14 protein-coding genes are annotated in these 17,353 nt (G+C 38.6%); 11 read left to right on the top strand and 3 right to left on the bottom strand.

All coding sequences use genetic code 11. From position 1 onward, the window contains the following. Nucleotides 1-22: 22 nt before the first annotated feature. The 5 genes from nhaC to phnE (TE34_RS19005) all read left to right on the top strand — a co-directional run bounded on the left by nhaC (nt 23) and on the right by phnE (TE34_RS19005) (nt 5,445). Nucleotides 23-1,444 carry a Na+/H+ antiporter NhaC gene (gene nhaC, locus TE34_RS19025; RefSeq protein ID WP_047986398.1) on the top strand — a complete coding sequence of 474 codons (1,422 nt, stop codon included), beginning with the start codon at nt 23-25 and terminating at the stop codon, nt 1,442-1,444. Nucleotides 1,445-1,814: 370 nt separating this feature from the next. Continuing rightward, nucleotides 1,815-2,915 carry a PhnD/SsuA/transferrin family substrate-binding protein gene (locus TE34_RS19020; RefSeq protein ID WP_053075141.1) on the top strand — a complete coding sequence of 367 codons (1,101 nt, stop codon included), beginning with the start codon at nt 1,815-1,817 and terminating at the stop codon, nt 2,913-2,915. A 113-nt stretch (nt 2,916-3,028) separates the two neighbouring features. Further along, a complete protein-coding gene (gene phnC / locus TE34_RS19015; protein WP_047986397.1) occupies nt 3,029-3,814 on the top strand; it encodes a phosphonate ABC transporter ATP-binding protein in 786 nt (261 codons plus the stop codon). After that, nucleotides 3,807-4,622, top strand: a complete 816-nt coding sequence (gene phnE, locus TE34_RS19010; protein ID WP_047986396.1) for a phosphonate ABC transporter, permease protein PhnE — start codon at nt 3,807-3,809, stop codon at nt 4,620-4,622. Before phnC ends, phnE (TE34_RS19010) begins: the two co-directional genes overlap by 8 nt. 16 nt (nt 4,623-4,638) lie before the next feature. Then, the gene (gene phnE / locus TE34_RS19005) at nt 4,639-5,445 is read left to right on the top strand and encodes a phosphonate ABC transporter, permease protein PhnE (RefSeq protein WP_047986526.1); all 807 of its coding nucleotides are present in this window, start codon (nt 4,639-4,641) and stop codon (nt 5,443-5,445) included. Nucleotides 5,446-5,584: 139 nt separating this feature from the next. Here phnE (TE34_RS19005) and opuFB read toward each other — a convergent pair whose 3' ends face one another. Then, on the bottom strand, nt 5,585-7,102 hold the full coding sequence (gene opuFB / locus TE34_RS19000) for an osmoprotectant update ABC transporter permease/substrate-binding subunit OpuFB (RefSeq protein WP_047986395.1): 1,518 nt from the start codon (nt 7,100-7,102) through the stop codon (nt 5,585-5,587). Then, entirely contained in the window at nt 7,095-8,048 is a 954-nt protein-coding gene (locus tag TE34_RS18995) for an ABC transporter ATP-binding protein (RefSeq protein WP_047986394.1), read from the bottom strand. Before TE34_RS18995 ends, opuFB begins: the two co-directional genes overlap by 8 nt. A gap of 652 nt (nt 8,049-8,700) precedes the next feature. Between TE34_RS18995 and TE34_RS18990 the strand changes: the two genes are divergently transcribed. The 6 genes from TE34_RS18990 to TE34_RS18965 all read left to right on the top strand — a co-directional run bounded on the left by TE34_RS18990 (nt 8,701) and on the right by TE34_RS18965 (nt 16,492). Continuing rightward, nucleotides 8,701-9,477, top strand: coding sequence for an SRPBCC domain-containing protein (locus tag TE34_RS18990; RefSeq protein WP_047986393.1), 777 nt, complete (start codon nt 8,701-8,703; stop codon nt 9,475-9,477). A 41-nt stretch (nt 9,478-9,518) separates the two neighbouring features. Continuing rightward, a complete protein-coding gene (locus TE34_RS18985; RefSeq protein WP_236687191.1) occupies nt 9,519-9,947 on the top strand; it encodes an SRPBCC family protein in 429 nt (142 codons plus the stop codon). Between the two features lie 184 nt (nt 9,948-10,131). After that, the gene (locus TE34_RS18980) at nt 10,132-10,560 is read left to right on the top strand and encodes a CHRD domain-containing protein (RefSeq protein ID WP_236687188.1); all 429 of its coding nucleotides are present in this window, start codon (nt 10,132-10,134) and stop codon (nt 10,558-10,560) included. Between the two features lie 375 nt (nt 10,561-10,935). After that, nucleotides 10,936-11,739, top strand: a complete 804-nt coding sequence (locus tag TE34_RS18975) for a VLRF1 family aeRF1-type release factor (protein WP_047986390.1) — start codon at nt 10,936-10,938, stop codon at nt 11,737-11,739. A 156-nt stretch (nt 11,740-11,895) separates the two neighbouring features. Further along, entirely contained in the window at nt 11,896-12,087 is a 192-nt protein-coding gene (locus TE34_RS18970; protein WP_047986389.1) for a YwbE family protein, read from the top strand. A 247-nt stretch (nt 12,088-12,334) separates the two neighbouring features. Next, nucleotides 12,335-16,492 carry a S8 family serine peptidase gene (locus TE34_RS18965; protein WP_047986388.1) on the top strand — a complete coding sequence of 1,386 codons (4,158 nt, stop codon included), beginning with the start codon at nt 12,335-12,337 and terminating at the stop codon, nt 16,490-16,492. Between the two features lie 166 nt (nt 16,493-16,658). Here TE34_RS18965 and TE34_RS18960 read toward each other — a convergent pair whose 3' ends face one another. After that, the gene (locus TE34_RS18960) at nt 16,659-17,177 is read right to left on the bottom strand and encodes a GNAT family N-acetyltransferase (RefSeq protein ID WP_047986387.1); all 519 of its coding nucleotides are present in this window, start codon (nt 17,175-17,177) and stop codon (nt 16,659-16,661) included. Between the last annotated feature and the right edge of the window lie 176 nt (nt 17,178-17,353).

Genomic DNA, 17,353 nt, shown 5'->3' with positions numbered 1-17,353 from the left:
ATCTAAGAAATGAGGAACCAGCATGAAAAGACAACCAAACTTTTTTGAGGCATTTTCACCAATTGTCGTTATGTTACTTTTACTAGCTGTCGGCTATGGGGTATATGGATTTCGCGCAGAGCCATTACTGATTTTGGCCTCCACTTACGCAGGAATTATGGCATTTCGTCTAGGGTTCAACTGGGACGAGTTGATGGAAGGTATTCAAGAGAAAATTAAACAAGCAATGCCTGCTATCCTTATCCTCATATCCATTGGAATACTAATTGGAACTTGGATGGTATCTGGAACGATTCCAATGATGATTTATTACGGCTTAAAAATGATTGACCCAACCTTTATCGTGCTTATTGCATTTGTCGTATCTGCGATTATTGCGATTGTTACGGGTACTTCTTGGGGTTCTGTCGGAACAGTCGGGGTAGCCTTAATGGGGATTGCAACAGGTCTTGATGCCAATCTAGCAGCTACCGCTGGGGCTATTGTAGCTGGAGCATATTTCGGTGATAAGCTTTCTCCGTTATCAGATACAACCAACCTAGCACCGATCGCAGCTGGAAGTGAATTGTACGAACATATCCGTCATATGCTGTGGACGACTCTTCCTGCATTTATTATTAGTGCGATTGTTTACTTTATTGTTGGTCTGAATGTATCCACGGATCCAGTTTCTACTTCTGAAACAATGAATATCATGCTTCAAACCTTAACGGAAATGTTTGATTGGAATATCTTCTTGCTACTTCCACCAATCATTATTTTGTATGGATCTATTCGGAAAAAGCCAACTCTACCGACTATTATTCTATCATCTGGTGTAGCAGGAATTTTAGGAGTATTTTTACAAGGTTTCAGCACAGCTAATGTGTTTGCAGCTACCGTTTCTGGTTTTAATGTTTCTATGGTAGAGCAGCCAGGGTTTAATCCGGAAAGTGTCATTTGGGAAGTAACACGACTTGTGAATCAAGGCGGTATGCAGTCTATGACTGGGGTTGTGTTAATCGCGATTAGTGCATTTGTTTTTGCGGGGATTATGACCATCACCGGTTCACTCAATGTTATCTTAGAAACTTTAATGAAAGTCGTGAGACGTACCGGAGATTTAATCCTAACAACGGTAGCCTCATGCATCACGATGGCACTTGTTACTGGAAATTCCTATCTTTCTATTATTGTACCAGGTGAAATATACAAGGATACGTATAAAAAATATAACTTGCATGCCAAAAACCTTTCTCGTACATTAGAGGACTCTGGAACAGTAGTCGTACCACTAATCCCATGGTCTTCAGCAGGAATCTTCATGGCGGGGACATTAGGTGTATCCACACTGGACTATGCGCCTTGGGCAATCCTATGTTACCTAGGATTTGTATTTGCAATTATTTTAGGCTATACAGGAATTGGTATTGCCAAAGCATCAGCAACTAAACAAAAAGACTAAGAAGTGAGGGACAGTCCCTCAGTGCTTTAAAGTGATAAAGTGTGAAACGATTAGCAAGGGGTCAGTCGCTCGTGTAGTTGAGGGGCTGGCCCATATATTGCTCAGTTTAGTAATCCTATATTACGAAATAGAACTTCCACAAAAGGTAGTTCTATTTTTTTTAACATATTTCAGTGTTGAACTTTAATAGAGCCTTTCTAAAGAGAAAGAGACTAGAAACCAGTGCTAAGTTAGGAGAGAATAATTCAATCCGATGAAAGGCGTAAATAGCTTCTTAACTTCACGATTTTTACAGTAAATCAATACTTTATTAATATTCCATCTGTAAGATAAGTAATGTCTCGACTAAACTTATAGGAGGTAAACGAGTATGAAAAAGTTATGGTTATCATTAATAATGGTAATGTTTATTGCGGTACTAGCTGCTTGTGGTGAATCAGAGGAGCCTGCTTCCACTGATGAAACAGATGCCAATTCTGCTCAAACAGCTGCAGGTGATAATGCAGAGGGCGGTTCAGAGGAATCTAGCAATCAAGTAATCGAAACATTATCAGTTGGCTTTGTACCATCTAGAGAGCCAGAAGAAATTATTACAGCAACAGAACCATTGAAGGAACTATTAAAGGATGAATTAGCGACATTAGGATACGATATCGGAGAAGTAGATATTACTGTAGGAACAAACTATGAAGCAGTTGGAGAAGGACTTTCTGCAGGTACAATCGATGTTGGACTTATCCCTGGTGGTACATATGTATTATATGATGACGGTGCAGAAGTTATTTTAACTTCTACTCGTGCAGGCTTAAACAATGATTCTGATCTTGCGAAAGATTGGAATGACAATAAGCCAACGGAAGCTTCTGATAAACAAGTTACCTATTATCGTGCGTTAGTTATTGCAGGTCCATCTGAAACAGGTCAAGCATTAGCTGAGAAAGTGAACAACGGCGAAGAATTAACTTGGGACGATGTAAATAGTGCATCATGGGCAGTTATGTCCTCTTCTTCCCCAGCGGGTTATATTTACCCTGCAATCTGGTTAAGTGATCACTTTGATAAAACTATAACGGACCTTGAAAGTGTTGTACCATCCGATTCTTACGGAAGTGCATTTGCCCGTCTAGCTGCAGGTCAAATCGATGTTATGGTTACCTATGCTGATGCAAGACGTGACAATGCGGATGCATGGCAAGCGGATTTTGAACGTGAAGCATCTATCTGGGACGAAACCAATGTTATTGGTGTAACACCTGGAATTTATAACGATACCATCAGTGTTAGCAAAAACTCTGATATTATGGATGATGATTTAAAAACTGCCATTCAAACAGCATTTTTAAATATTGCAGAAACGGAAGCTGGAAAAGAAGTTATTTCCATTTACAATCATGAAGGATATCAAGAAGCTACGTCAGCTGATTACGATAACGAAAGAAAAGCACAAGAAATTGTGAAAAGCTTAAATTAATCTGTTGTAAAACAATAAAATGAGGATGTCTCAAGAATGGGTGTGGCCCTTCCATTAGGGGAGCCTCCACTAATGAGACAGCCTCATTTTTTAACAAAGATTGGGGATTACGCATGATTGAATTTGTTAATGTTGAAAAAACTTACGCAAACAATGTTAAAGCATTACAGAATATTAATGTAAAGATAGAAAGAGGAGAATTTGTTGCCATTATTGGTTTATCTGGTGCTGGTAAATCGACTCTTATTCGTTGTATTAATCGAATGCATGATATTACTAGTGGACAGCTAATAGTGGATGGGGTTGAGGTAAGTTCTTTAAAAGGTAGTGAGATTCGGAAATTCCGAAAGCGTATTGGGATGATTTTTCAATCGTTTAATCTCGTTACGAGAACCTCTGTGTTAAAAAATGTACTAGTTTCCCTTGTACCGGAGCTACCTCTATGGAGAAAAGTGACTGGTGTTTTTTCAAAGGAGCATAAAATTAAGGCGTTAGGTGCCTTAGACCAGGTCGGGATCTTAGATAAAGCTTATGTTCGTGTGGATCAATTATCAGGCGGCCAGCAGCAGCGGGTAGCTTTAGCACGAACTCTAGCTCAAAATCCAGATATTATCTTGGCGGATGAACCAATCGCCTCCCTTGATCCGGTTACAGCAAGGCAAGTCATGGACGATTTTAAACGAATTAATCAAGAGTTAGAGATTTCGGTCCTTATGAACATTCACCATGTCGAAATTGCCTTGGAATATGCCGAGCGAATTATTGGCGTGAGAGAAGGGCAAATTGTTTTTGATGGTAAGACGGAAGAAGTAACGCAAGAGGTACTAGACTATATTTATAAGGGCCAAGTAGAAGCGGAGAATAAAGGAACGGATGAAGGGGAGAAAGTCCATGTATGATAAAATTTTCCCACCTAAACGATTAGCTCTTCCAAGTGGAAAGGTTGTTGCTGAGAAAAGGTCGCGAACACCATCTGTATTGGTTTTGCTTCTAATCGCATTATACTTTTCGGTGGAATTTACTGGATTTGAGTTGAAAATTTTAATTGATCGTTGGGATGAATTCTTCTTTATAGTCTTAGAAATGATTCCTCCGCAGTGGGATTATTTTCCGCGTATTTGGCAGCCCTTAATCGATACCATTAAGATGTCCTTGCTTGGTTCTATCATAGGTTCGCTCGTTGCGATTCCAGTTGCTTTTCTAGCATCTTCCAATGTAGTGAAAAACAGATTATTAGTCTCCAGTACCAAGGTATTCTTGAGCATTTTACGAACGATGCCGACTTTAGTAACGGCACTAATTGCTACTTTTGTTTTTGGGTTAGGTACATTCGCTGGAACGGTGGCAATCTTTATCTTTACACTAGCTTATGTCGGGAAACTACTATATGAGCAAATAGAAAACGTAGATATGGGTTCGTTTGAAGCAATGGAATCGCTTGGAATGAATCGAAAGCAGGCGTTCCGATATGCAATTTTCCCACAAGTTTTACCTAATTACCTATCAACGGCATTATTCTGTTTTGAAGGAAATGTTCGTTATGCTGCAATTTTAGGCTATGTTGGAGCGGGTGGCATTGGACTATTGTTAAAAGAAGGGATTGGCTGGCGTGATTACGCAAGTGTTGGCATGATCCTACTAATGCTAGTTGTCACTGTATTTATTATTGAACGGGTCAGTGAACACTTCAGAAAAAGGTTAATCTAAAGGGGAACTACTTATGATGGATACAATTGAAAAACAACTATATGCTTCACCTAGCAACAGACGCTATCTAGTTGTCGTAACTGCTATTGTGTTGCTTTTATTTATATGGTCATTAACAACAATTAATTTACAAAATGTTGAGGGAAGCGGTTGGAAAATTGGTTCTAGCATTATCGCTGGTATCTTAAGTCCGGATTTGGAATTATTATTTACTTTTACGACACAGGGTGTTCCCTATTTATTAGTCGAAACGATAGCAATTGCGTTTTTAGGAACTATTATTGGCTCCATGTTAGCTGTACCACTTGCTTTTTTGTCGGCATCCAATGTTGTTCCTAAACCAATTGCTTGGGTGACAAGACTACTATTAATCATCATACGTACCATTCCAGCGTTAGTTTATGGGCTGATGTTCATACGAGTTACAGGACCAGGGCCATTTGCTGGTGTACTAACCATTGCACTAGTGTCCATCGGAATGTTAGCAAAATTGTTTGTGGATGCGATTGAGGAGCTTGATACTAGTATTTTAGAATCGATGACTTCGATAGGCTGTACGACGTTTGAAAAAATACGATACGGCATTGCTCCACAACTCTTTTCTATGTTTCTATCGATTATTATTTATCGTTTTGATATGAATTTACGTGAAGCGTCTGTATTAGGTTTAGTAGGGGCAGGTGGTATTGGTGCACCACTGATGTTTGCTATGAGTGCTTATCGCTGGAACGAGGTAGGGTCTATATTGATAGGATTAGTTGTGCTGATATTAGTAGTAGAGCTATGTTCTAACCGTATTCGTAATAAACTAGTGAGAGGGTAAAGATTAATCTGTTAATCTTAGCAATAATTAAGACCATAAAAAAGAAGGAAACAGTATTACAACTGAAACCTTCTTTTTTTATAGTCATCTTAATCAAAAGGTGAATTAATCTGTGGTTCCAAACAGATTGAAGATAGTCTCACTCAATTAATCCCTCTTCTTCTAAATAGATCCTGGCTACTTCCCTAGCGCTTTTTCCTTCCACAGCAACTTGGTAATTCATTTCACGCATTTGGTCATCTGTTATTTTACCTTCGAGTTGATTTAGAATCTTCTCTAGTTCCGGGTATTTTTCTAGTGTTTCTTTTCTTAGTAAAGCTGCTCCTTGATAAGGAGGAAATAGCTCTAGATCGTCTTCCAATACTTTTAGATTGTACCTTCTTAACTCACTGTCGGTAGAGTAAGCATCGATTAAATTAATATCACCTTGTTCAATAGCAGTGTAACGCAGTTTTGGCTCCATCGTAACAAGATTAGGAAATTCCAGGCCGTAGAGATTTTGAATGCCAATATATCCATCTTCCCGATCGGAAAACTCTAAAGTGAATCCGGCCTTCACTTCTTGTTCGCTACCGTGTAAATCAGAGATGGCTTCTACATCGTGTTCTTCAGCAAATGGTGCAGAAACGGCCAATGCATACGTATTGTTAAATTGCATTGGTTGGAGTAGAACTAAATCAAATTGTTCCAGCAATCCATCGTGTGCTTGTTGATAAACCTCTTGTCTGTCATTACTTACCGCAGTTTCCTTTAAAAACTGGGATACGGCAGTACCTGTAAATTCCGGATAAATATCAATACTCCCCGACTGTAACGCGTTAAATAAAAAGGTTGTTTTACCGAGACTTGGCTCTAATGCAACATGTAAGTCCGTTTCATCCTCAATTAAAATCTTATACATATTAATCAAAATTTCTGGCTCTGTCCCTAACTTTCCTCCAATGACAAGTGTCTCTTGGTCGCCTTTCAGCCAATTTGGTACGACCATTATGCTGATTGTTAATACAACAATGATTCCAATCATGGCTAGTGATTTTTTATAGGAAAGCTTTTGCATCCCTCGTAACAACACATCAAATAAAATAGCCAATAATGCTGCAGGTATTGCTCCAAGTACGATTAACGCCGTATTGTTTCGATCGATTCCTAGTAATATTATATCTCCTAACCCCCCTGCACCGATTAAAGCAGCAAGTGTAGCTGTACCAACAATGAGTACCATAGCCGTTCGAATACCAGCCATAATTACCGGCATTGCTAATGGTAATTCTACTTTTAGTAATCGTTTGGTTGTGTTCATCCCCATGGCCAACGCAGCCTCTATCAAGGATGGATCGACTTCCTTTATGCCAGTATACGTATTACGCAGGATAGGAAGGAGGGCATAAATGACAAGTGCGATGATTGCTGGAACTTTACCAATACCAAATAAAGGAATCATCAGTCCTAATAACGCTAATGAGGGAATTGTCTGCATGACAGCCGTCACACCAATAATACTTTCTGCTAATCGAGCCGTTTTCGTTAAATAGATCCCCAGTGGAACGGCAATGATCACAGCGAAAAATAATGCGATAAAAGAAATCTGGATATGTTCAACTAATGCTTGAACTAATTCATCCTGTCGATCATAAAAAACATCGATAAAGTTAGTCATTCCCAATCCCTCCTTTATCTACAGCACCGGAAAAATATTGAATAAGCATTTGTCTGTTCACATATCCAATCACTTTTCCGTCCTTTTCCACCAAAAGTTCTTCTTGTTTCGTTAATTCACCTAATACTTGTTCTAGTGATGCTGAAACCGGAATAGTAGCAGATGGTTTATGATTCAGGATAGGTCCAATTATTTCCTCTAGTTGGAAGTCCGAACGAAGCGGTGACGATGCGCCGACGAAATCCTTTACAAATTCATTTTTAGGGTGATGGATAATCTCTTCCGGTGTCCCTATTTGAATAATTTTGCCATTATCCATCAGACAAATACGATCGGCTAACTTCAAGGCTTCTTTCATGTCATGTGTAACAAACACAATGGTTTTCTTGATTTCTTTTTGTAGGTGAATGATATCCTCCTGCAATTTGTCACGACTGATTGGATCTAGTGCACTAAATGGCTCATCCATTAAAATAATCTCGGGGTCAGCTGCTAAAGCACGAATAACCCCAACCCGTTGTTGTTCCCCACCAGAAAGTTCACTAGGTTTCCTAGTTCGGTATACGTCTGGATCTAAACTAACCATATGTAATAACTCTGTCACTCGATGATGAATTTTTTCTTTACTCCATTGTTTCAATTCCGGAACAATCCCGATATTTTCTTCAATGGTCATATGAGGAAAGAGGGCAATTTGTTGGAGGACATAACCAATATTCCAACGCAATTCATGTATGTTATAATCACTGATTTTTTTCCCATCGATGAAAATGTACCCATCGCTTAAGGGGATGAGACGATTCATCATTTTTAACGTGGTCGTCTTCCCACTACCACTTGGACCAATCAGAACAAAAAATTCTCCTTGTTGTACGGTAAAGCTGATGGAGTCAACCGCGGTGGTACCATCTTGGTATTGCTTACTGACATTTTCAAATGAAATCATATTAGAAACTCCTTATCGTTCTGGGATAGTTTTATTATTTCATAATGCAGATAATATTGAAAAATATCTGATTGTATAGCGGTGCCATTTCGGGAAGTGAAAATTAGCTAGCACAGAGGTCGAAAAAATGCTATACTAATCAAGCGATGAGCTGATTTGTGTAAGACGCAGGATAATGCAATACATGTGCATGTGAACCACATGGTCCTACGCCACAATTATAAACGCATGAAACGCCTATTTTTTAATAGGCGTTTTTCTATGTATACTCAATAATAAGTTCAGATATCATCATAAGGGATAAGTAATATAAAAGCTCTGCCAATTTGGATTAGTGCTAGTAAACTAGTAATACTCAATGAAAATGCATGGCGAAAACCAAGTAGTGTAAGAAACATTTTCTTCCTAAATCAATGGCGCTTCAATCATATTCCCCGTCCAGATTGTAAACGACACCAAACCCAGTATAATCTAAATCAACATACAGATGCCTATAGCTTTGCAGTATAAGGTGCTAATAAAAGAAGCTACATACTATGTACACTTGACAAGGTTTTTTTCATCATGTTACTATTAGGTCACATATTATATGTTACCTTTAAGTCACTTGATTATTGTAATATATTTATCCTTTTCGAAAGGAACGTTATAAATGGATGAAAAGCTTACTATTGTATTTAAAGCGTTAGGTCACCCAATTCGCAGAGAGATTCTTGATAAGCTTAAGGAATTCCCCAAAACAACAGGTGAACTAAATGAATTATTCCCTGATGTTACCAGATATGCCATTATGAAGCATCTAAAGATATTAGAAGAAGGGAATTTAGTGTTAGTTAGGAGGGAGGGAAAGTATAGACGAAACTACCTAAATGCAGTACCACTTCAAGAAGTTCATAATCGATGGGTTGGAAAGTATATGGAATCATCTAGTAATTCATTGCTAAACTTAAGATCAACAGTTGAAAAAAATGGAGGGAAACAAAGCATGGCAACAAACGATGATTTTCAAATAGAGCAAGAAATATTTATGGATGCACCGAGAGAAGAAGTATTTAAAGCATTAACGGAAAATATACAAGATTGGTGGGAATTCCGACTAGCACCAAAAGACGTAACATCTGATTTAACATTGAATCCAATTCCTGGAGGACAATTTATCGAAAAGTGGGGGAAAAATCAAGGTGCAATCTGGGGAAATGTATATTTTGTAAATGCTCCTGAAGAAATCCGTTTATATGGTCATCTAGGAATGCAAGGTGCGGTAAACAGTGCATATACCTACCGCTTGATTGAGAAAGATGGAGGAACATTGCTTCAACTATCCCATACCGCATCTGGAATTATCCGAGAAGACTGGAAGGAATCTCATACGAAAGGCTGGGAATATCTTCTTGGTACCTTACTAAAAAATTATGTTGAGAAGAAATAGCGGTTCAACTACTTCTACTGGAGGTTATTTAATTGGTAGACGTGAAAACAGAAATTATAATTGATTGTCCACTCTCAAAAGTGTCAGAGTATGCATCTAACCCAGCAAACGCTCCTGAATGGTACGTAAATATTAACTCAGTTGAGTGGAAGACTCCAAAACCACTTATAGTAGGGTCACAAATTGCTTTTAAAGCTAGCTTTCTAGGGAGAGATCTTTCCTATGTTTATGAAATTGTAGAACTTATTCCTGGTACAAAACTTGTGATGAAAACTGCTAATGGACCTTTTCCGATGGAGACAGTTTATAACTGGGTTCCATTAGAAAATAACCGTACGAAAATGGAGTTGGAAAATAAAGGTAAACCAACAGGGTTTGCAAAAATTTTTACCCCATTTATGTCAACCATGATGAAACGAGCTAATAGGAAGGATTTAAAAAAAATTAAACGCATTTTAGAGAATCAGTAAATTTACATTTGTATTGCATTAAGTGCCAAAAGAGCGAGAAGTTCATCAAACGACTTCTCGCACTCCATTATGCTTCAAACTCCAATTTATATTTTCTGCCCTTTTTCATCCTCTAATCTCTTACCCATACCTGTCCGCCATCATTTTCATATAATATAGCAGTTTATTGAAGGTGGTGGAAATGATGGAGAAATTTGTAGCTAAGCTAAGAGGACAAAACGAAGTGCCCCCAGTCATGACAAATGCTTCTGGAACAGCAAAATTTATCACCAATAAACAGGGTACAAAAATTAAATTTAAACTCGAAGTCAATAATATTAACAATTTCGTTCAGGCCCATATTCACTTTGGTGGCCAGGGTGTAAACGGACCGGTTCTTGTTTTCCTATTTGGGGCCGATTTAGCGACTTTAGAAGAACAACATGGAATCAGCACCCGTCGGGGAGTCATTACTGGTGTTATTACAGATAAGGATATAGTCCCAAATGAAGTAGGAGTAAGAAGCATCCGTGATCTGCTCAAACTGATGCAGAGAAAACGAACCTATGTGAACGCCCACACAGAGCAAAATCCTGGAGGAGAAATTAGGGGTCAAATTATCCCAGACCAATAGCTCTATCAAATTAATGATTATAAGAAATGTTATAAACATAAAAGAGGATAAACAATGACTGTCATAAGCGGTTTTATTTATCTTCTTTTCTTTTTGAATCTTCTGTTTTGAAAATAGTCAAAACGTAGGGACATATCTCTTACTATTGTATTTTGCAGCAGTTCTCTTATGGACAAAATAATCTACAAGTTTCTCATGAGATTTCTTCCAGAATGGAAGAAATCCTTGGTAATTTATATAATCGAATCAGATTTGCGTTTGGTGGCAAGAAAGGTATTAAATTTTGTTGCAGTTAACTTTCTCATGTTTAACGAAATCTATTTCAGGTAATAAAACTAGTAGAGTGATAGATTATAAAAGGAGAGGATACCGTTCATGAACATGAAAAAGGTTATCGCAAAGTTAGAAAGTGTTTACCGGGAAAAACCTCACCGTGTATTTAGTATGTACTTGAATACAGATCCATCTGATCCAGAGCAGCGACCTGGAGATTGGAAGATTCATTTGAAAAACGGATTAAATAACTTTGATAGTTACTTAAGAGCTGACGGAGATTCGGAAGAGAAAAAGAATTTTAATAAAATCATAGAAAAAGTTCAACAGTATATTCAAGAGAATGAGTTAAATCTTTCCAAAAGTATTGTTATTTTTGCTACGGCAGATGAAGAAGTGTGGTTTGCAGAACGTTATCAGATGCCTGTTGAAACAAGCTTTTACTGGCAAGAAACAGTAAAGGTTGACCAATTAAGTCAAATGTATCAACAGTTCCCAAAAACAGGGATAATCTTAATTCAAAAAGAGGCAATCAAAGTTATAGATTCCGAGCTTGGAAGTGTATTGGATACAAAACGATTTGCATTAGATCTCATAACCGAAGACTGGAAAGAAATCACCAGTCCACATGATGAACAGGATACAGTAGAGCTAAGTGGTAATCATATGAAACGGGATGAGCTTGAGCAGCGTTTTGAGGCTAATCGTTACCGCTTGTATAAAACCTTTGCAACAAAGTTAGACAAGCTAGCAAAAGACAAGCAGTGGGATCTAATTTACCTAGTAGGAGATAAAAAAGAAGCACAAGACCTGATGAATAATATGAATAAACCGGTGACGGATATTGTTCATAAAAATATGCTGGACCATGAAGAAACGTTAGTACTTGATGTAGTTATGGCTTGAAATAAGGTTCTTTAAGGATCTCTTGCATATGAAATCCCATCATTGTAGGTCGTATTCTCTAGATGTGTTAGAGTAGATGTATAAAAAGCATTATGTTTCATGAATTGTAAATGATAATATAAATGATGTACTGAAAATAAGGGAGACCAAAAAAACATGTCAGGGACTAACAGAAACAATATAAAATTGGGGTCTAGCGTAAAGGTTGTAAAGAAACAGGATCAACGTTCAGGGAAATTAACAGAAGGTGTAGTTTCAAAAATATTAACGAATTCAAGCACCCATCCGCATGGTATCAAGGTCATGTTGGAAGACGGTACTGTTGGAAGAGTGAAGGAAATAGAATGAAATACAGGGACGGATCATTTTTTCAGTATGAAAGAATAGATCCGTCCCTGTGTTTTTATGTAGCTTTTGCTCTATTTATTTAGTTTAAAAGTCGAAAAAATAGCCCCATTTCCCCATAGAACCCCACCAAATACCGACAAGTTTCACGCAACCCTTCATGTAGTCTAGTAATAATTCGATAGTTTACTAGATTTAGCTATTTAATTAAAATACGATTCTGGAGGGTTGTTCATTGAAGAGGGGACTAATGCGCATTTTATTTCTACTTTCGACAGTGGTTTTAGTTTTGAGTACATTTTTGTCACCTATTGCTACGGCAGTAACTCAAGACAAAATCATCGAAGATAGCAGACAACAATCAACTACACACAAAATTGATAACAAAGTAAAACAGAAAATGGAATCGAGTGAGGAAGTATCACTTTTAATTGTATTAAATGATCAAGTTGATGCTTCTATTATCATGAATAAAGCGAGCAAAAAAGCTAATGAGAAAAAGGCACTAGGGTTAAACAAGAAACATATAGTGCGTTCCGAGATTTTAACAGAGTTAAAAGCAAAAGCCCATCAAACACAAGAACCTTTACTAAAACTTCTAGGACAAGAAAAACAAAAGGGGAAAGTAGAGAAATTCAAGTCTTATCATGTGATAAATGCGATTTCCTTCACCGGATCTAAGGAAGTAGTTGAAAAAATTGCATCCATGAAGGAAGTTAAAAAAATCTATTTAGATGAAGAAAGGCAATTGGTAGAAGATAAAGAAATGGCAACAACTTCTACCGATGAAAATGTCCAATGGAATGTGGATCAAGTATTGGCTCCTGAAGCATGGGAGTTGGGTATCGATGGTACTGGTGCAGTTGTTGGAAGTATTGATTCAGGTGTCATGTGGGATCATCCAGCCCTAAAAGAAAAGTATCGTGGCTATAATGCTGCCGATGGTACTGTGGATCATCAATATAGTTTCTTTGATGCGGTAAGTGGCCAAGCTGAAAGCTATGATGATAATGGACATGGAACGCATGTAACAGGAACAATGGTAGGTAGTGAGCCTGATGGCACGAACCAGATTGGAGTTGCTCCTGGGGCGAAGTGGATTGCCGCAAAAGCTTTTGATGCCAATGGAAATGGATCGGATTCAAATATTTTAGAAGCTGCTCAATGGATCATGGCACCTGGTGGTAGAGTTGATATGGCTCCGGATGTGGTAAATAACTCTTGGAGCGGTGGACCAGGTATCAATGAGTGGTTTTTAGAAGTGGTTCAGACATGGAGAGCATATGGCATATTCCCAGTATTTGCAGGGGGTAATGCATCAATTTTAATTCCAAATGGACCTGGTACGATTGCAAGCCCTGCCAATTATCCGGAATCTTTTGCAGTAGGGGCGGTTGATGATGAGAATATTTTAGCTGATTTCTCATTCCAAGGACCATCCCCATATGGTGAAATTAAGCCTGATTTGACAGCACCTGGGGTTAAAATTCGTTCTACCTTACCAGATGGAGGGTATGGAGATAAAAGTGGAACCTCGATGGCTGCACCACATGTTGCAGCAACGGTTGCCTTATTACGTCAGGCTAATGCAAGTATTTCTGTAGATGAGATTGAGCAAGTATTACTCGAGACGGCTATACCATTAACTGATCGAGAATTCTCAGAATCACCGAATAACGGCTATGGGCATGGATTATTGAATGTTTATGATGCCGTATTATCCGAAACACAAGGTATGGGAATGATTACTGGAAATGTAACGATTGAAGGGGAAGACGCGGAGGATCCAGTTTATTCTCATAATCCTATAACAGAGGTTTCAGAAGGCCAACAAATCGATCTAACCGTACAAGCAAGTGATAATATCAGTGTAGAGTCTGTTCAGTTAGAGTATAAAGTCAATGATGGTGAGTGGATTAATGTTTCTGCGGAACGTACTTCTGGTAATTATTTATCAGGTGAATATCTTGCAACGATACCAGCAGGTGTTGCTGAGGCTGGGACATTAACCTATCGATGGATAATTACTGACTATGCTGGAAATAACGTGACAAGTGAAGACTATGTTGTCACGATAGTAGAAAGCTTATCTATTGGTTATTTTGAGGACTTTGAAACGGAGCCTCAGGGCTGGACGATAGTTGGAGATAATCCTACTTGGGAATGGGGAGTTCCGACGTCAGGTCCAAATGCAGCTGCATCAGGTGAACATGTCTATGCTACGAATCTAGCAGGGGATTATATGAATTCGAATAGAGAGATGCTTGTTATGCCAGCTATTTCCTTACCGGATGAACCTGCAAGCTTACACTTTAAGCAGTGGCATAGTTTTGAACAATCTATTTACACTGGTACCGCCTATGATTATGGCTATGTAATGGTATCAACGAACGGTCAAGATTGGACAAATCTATTAATGGTCAAAGGAGATTCTGAAGGGTGGGCGGATGCATCAGTTGATTTATCAGACTATGCTGGCCAAGGAATCTTTATCGCATTCTATACCTATTCAGATTCTAGTACCTCGAGACCTGGCTGGTATCTTGATGATGTCGGTTTACAGGCAGGAGTCGATGGAGCTAGTACGAATACAAACTTTGAGCCAACTACTATCAAGACAACTGATTTGGTAGATTTGAATACCGGAGTGGAAACTGACAACGCTTTAGCATTACTACCAATCGATGCACAAGTGAGTGTGTTGGAAACAGGGCGTTCTACTGTAACCAATCCGCAAAATGGAAGTTATGCATTACGCCATCCTGCAGGGGAATATACTGTAATTGCGGAGTCATACGGCTATCATGCCCAATCGGAAACGGTTGCCATTGCGGATGATGCAGATGTTTCATTGAACTTTACGCTTGAGGAAAAAACGTTAGGAACTATCTCTGGTGTTATTACCGATGAACTTTCGGGGGAACCGATTGAGGGAGCAAGAGTCTACCTGGTTGAGGATGCCAATATTGAACCGGCTGAGACCAATGCAGACGGTGCATTCCATTTAACGGCCTTTGAAGGGAACTATACTTTAAAGGTATCCGATCCAATGCATTATCCTAATACAGCTAACGTAACAGTGGAAGGCGATGGAGAGACGGTACAAAACGTTTCATTATCACCAATTGTTGGTACATCAGAAACGATAGCTTATGATGATGGAACGGCAGAGGCGCTTAATTATTTTCACACAGCTGGTAATGGTTGGGCAGTGAAAATGTCTCTGTCTGATGGTAGAAATCGTGGAGTATTAACAGGTGGGTACTATAAATTTGATGGAGGCAATCGTCCGGATCCAGGTGGCACTGAATTTTTAGTGGAAGTGTATGATGCAACTGGTCCAGATGGGCTTCCAGGTGAGAAAATAGCCGGTCCGTTTGAAGCGGAAGCAATCCGTTCCCACACTGATTGGACATTTGTTGATTTAAGTGGGGAGGAAATTATTGTTCCAGGTGATTTTTACCTTGCTTATATTCAAAAAGATGGCTTCCCGTATATTCCGGCAATTAATCGTGACACAAGCTCAGGTTCATCCGGAAGAAGTTATTCCTTTATTGATGGGGTTTGGAAGCCTGCCCACGCAAATGATGGGAACTATATGATTCGCGCCGTGGTTGCTTATGATGAAGCCGTACCGGAAATTACAACACCAGTAAACAATACTTATACGGCTGATGACACCATTACAGTTAGTGGAAAAGCTATGCCAAATACTGAAGTTCATTTGTATAATAATGATGTAGAAGCAGCTGTCGTTACGTCGGTAGAGGATGGAACCTTTAGTGCAGATATTCCATTATCAGAAGGTCAAAACCTAATTAATGCTCGAGCTTCTCAAGGAGAAGGACTTACTAGACTATCTAATGGAGTGAAGGTCACGCTAGACAGCAGTGCTCCAATTGTTTCGATTCTAGCACCTCTTGAGGGGGAGCGATTTAATACAACATCTGTAACGTTACAAGCACAAGTAGAAGATGACAATTTAGATAGTGTTACAGTTAATGGCACGGAAGCAAACCTAGTTGACGGTAACTATGAAGCTACTATTACGTTGGAACAAGGAGAGAATAGTGTTACTGTTACGGCAAGGGACTTAGCTGGGAATGAAGCCATTCAAACAGTTACGGTGGACGTTGATTCCGTAGCCCCTGTTATCGTGATTGATACACCTGCAAACGGTGAAACGACTCATAAGAAATCCGTGAAACTTGAAGGTCAAGTAACAGATACTAACTTGGACTTTGTGCGTGTGAACGGGAAGGATACGAAAGTAAGAAATGGTTCATTCAGTACCAATGTTAGTCTGGAAGATGGAGAAAATATCATTATGATCTGGTCGAAGGATACATTCGGGAATGAGACTTGGGAGCAAGTAATGGTTAATTATCAAAATAAAAATGGTAGATAAATCTTAGAAGAATATAAAAATAGCCCACTAAAATTTGGTGGGCTATTTATAGTTCTAGTTTTTCAAGTTCTTCGCATATTGATATAAATGACCACAAACCTCGTTTTAAGGTTTGTGGTTTTTCCTGATTCTCCCAAGGGGGAGGGCGATGTCTGTCACTAAGTTTTTATTCCAGTATTTTGAACATGATTAGGTCTACTTGTTCTTCTGTCCCCATATAGAAGGAGTGGGATCCAGTTTGAACAAATCCTATCTTTTCATAAAAAGCGATGGCATTTTGATTTTTCTCCCATACGCCTAGCCAGACTTCTTTTTTACCATGCTTAATTGCAATTTCTATTGCTTTATTCAGAAGATACTTACCAAACCCATGCTTTTGGAATTGTTTTCTTATATATATCCTCTCTATCTCAAGTGCTTCTTCACCCATATCTTCTGATTGTGCATCACTCATATTGATCTTTAAATATCCCGCGAGTTCATCGCTCGAATAAATAAAATAAAATTCAGAAGAGGTATTGGACAATTCGGTTTCCAATTGTTTAACGTTAAATGCATTCTCTAGATAGGCCCGCATATTATCTGGAGAATTCTGATCCTTGAATGTATCTTTGAACGTCTTTATACTTATCTCTCGGAGTATATGCAAATCATCCAGCTTGCACTTTCTAATTTCAACAGCCATCCACAAACTCAATCCTTTCTAAGGAGGGACAGTCCCAATGGCATTGCGTCAGTGGATATAAATTCCATTTATTGAAAAATAAGTCATATGAATTTACAAAAATAAAAAGAGCTCCTATTGTAGAAGTGAGACCGTACTTGTTCCCAAATCTTCTACAAAGGAGCACTATATGCGTA

Origin of the sequence: Ornithinibacillus californiensis, assembly GCF_001038485.1 — a bacterium.
Lineage (GTDB): Bacteria > Bacillota > Bacilli > Bacillales > Amphibacillaceae > Ornithinibacillus > Ornithinibacillus californiensis.
The sequence above is the reverse complement of the archived record's forward strand: the minus strand, read 5'-3'. Positions and strand labels throughout refer to the sequence as shown.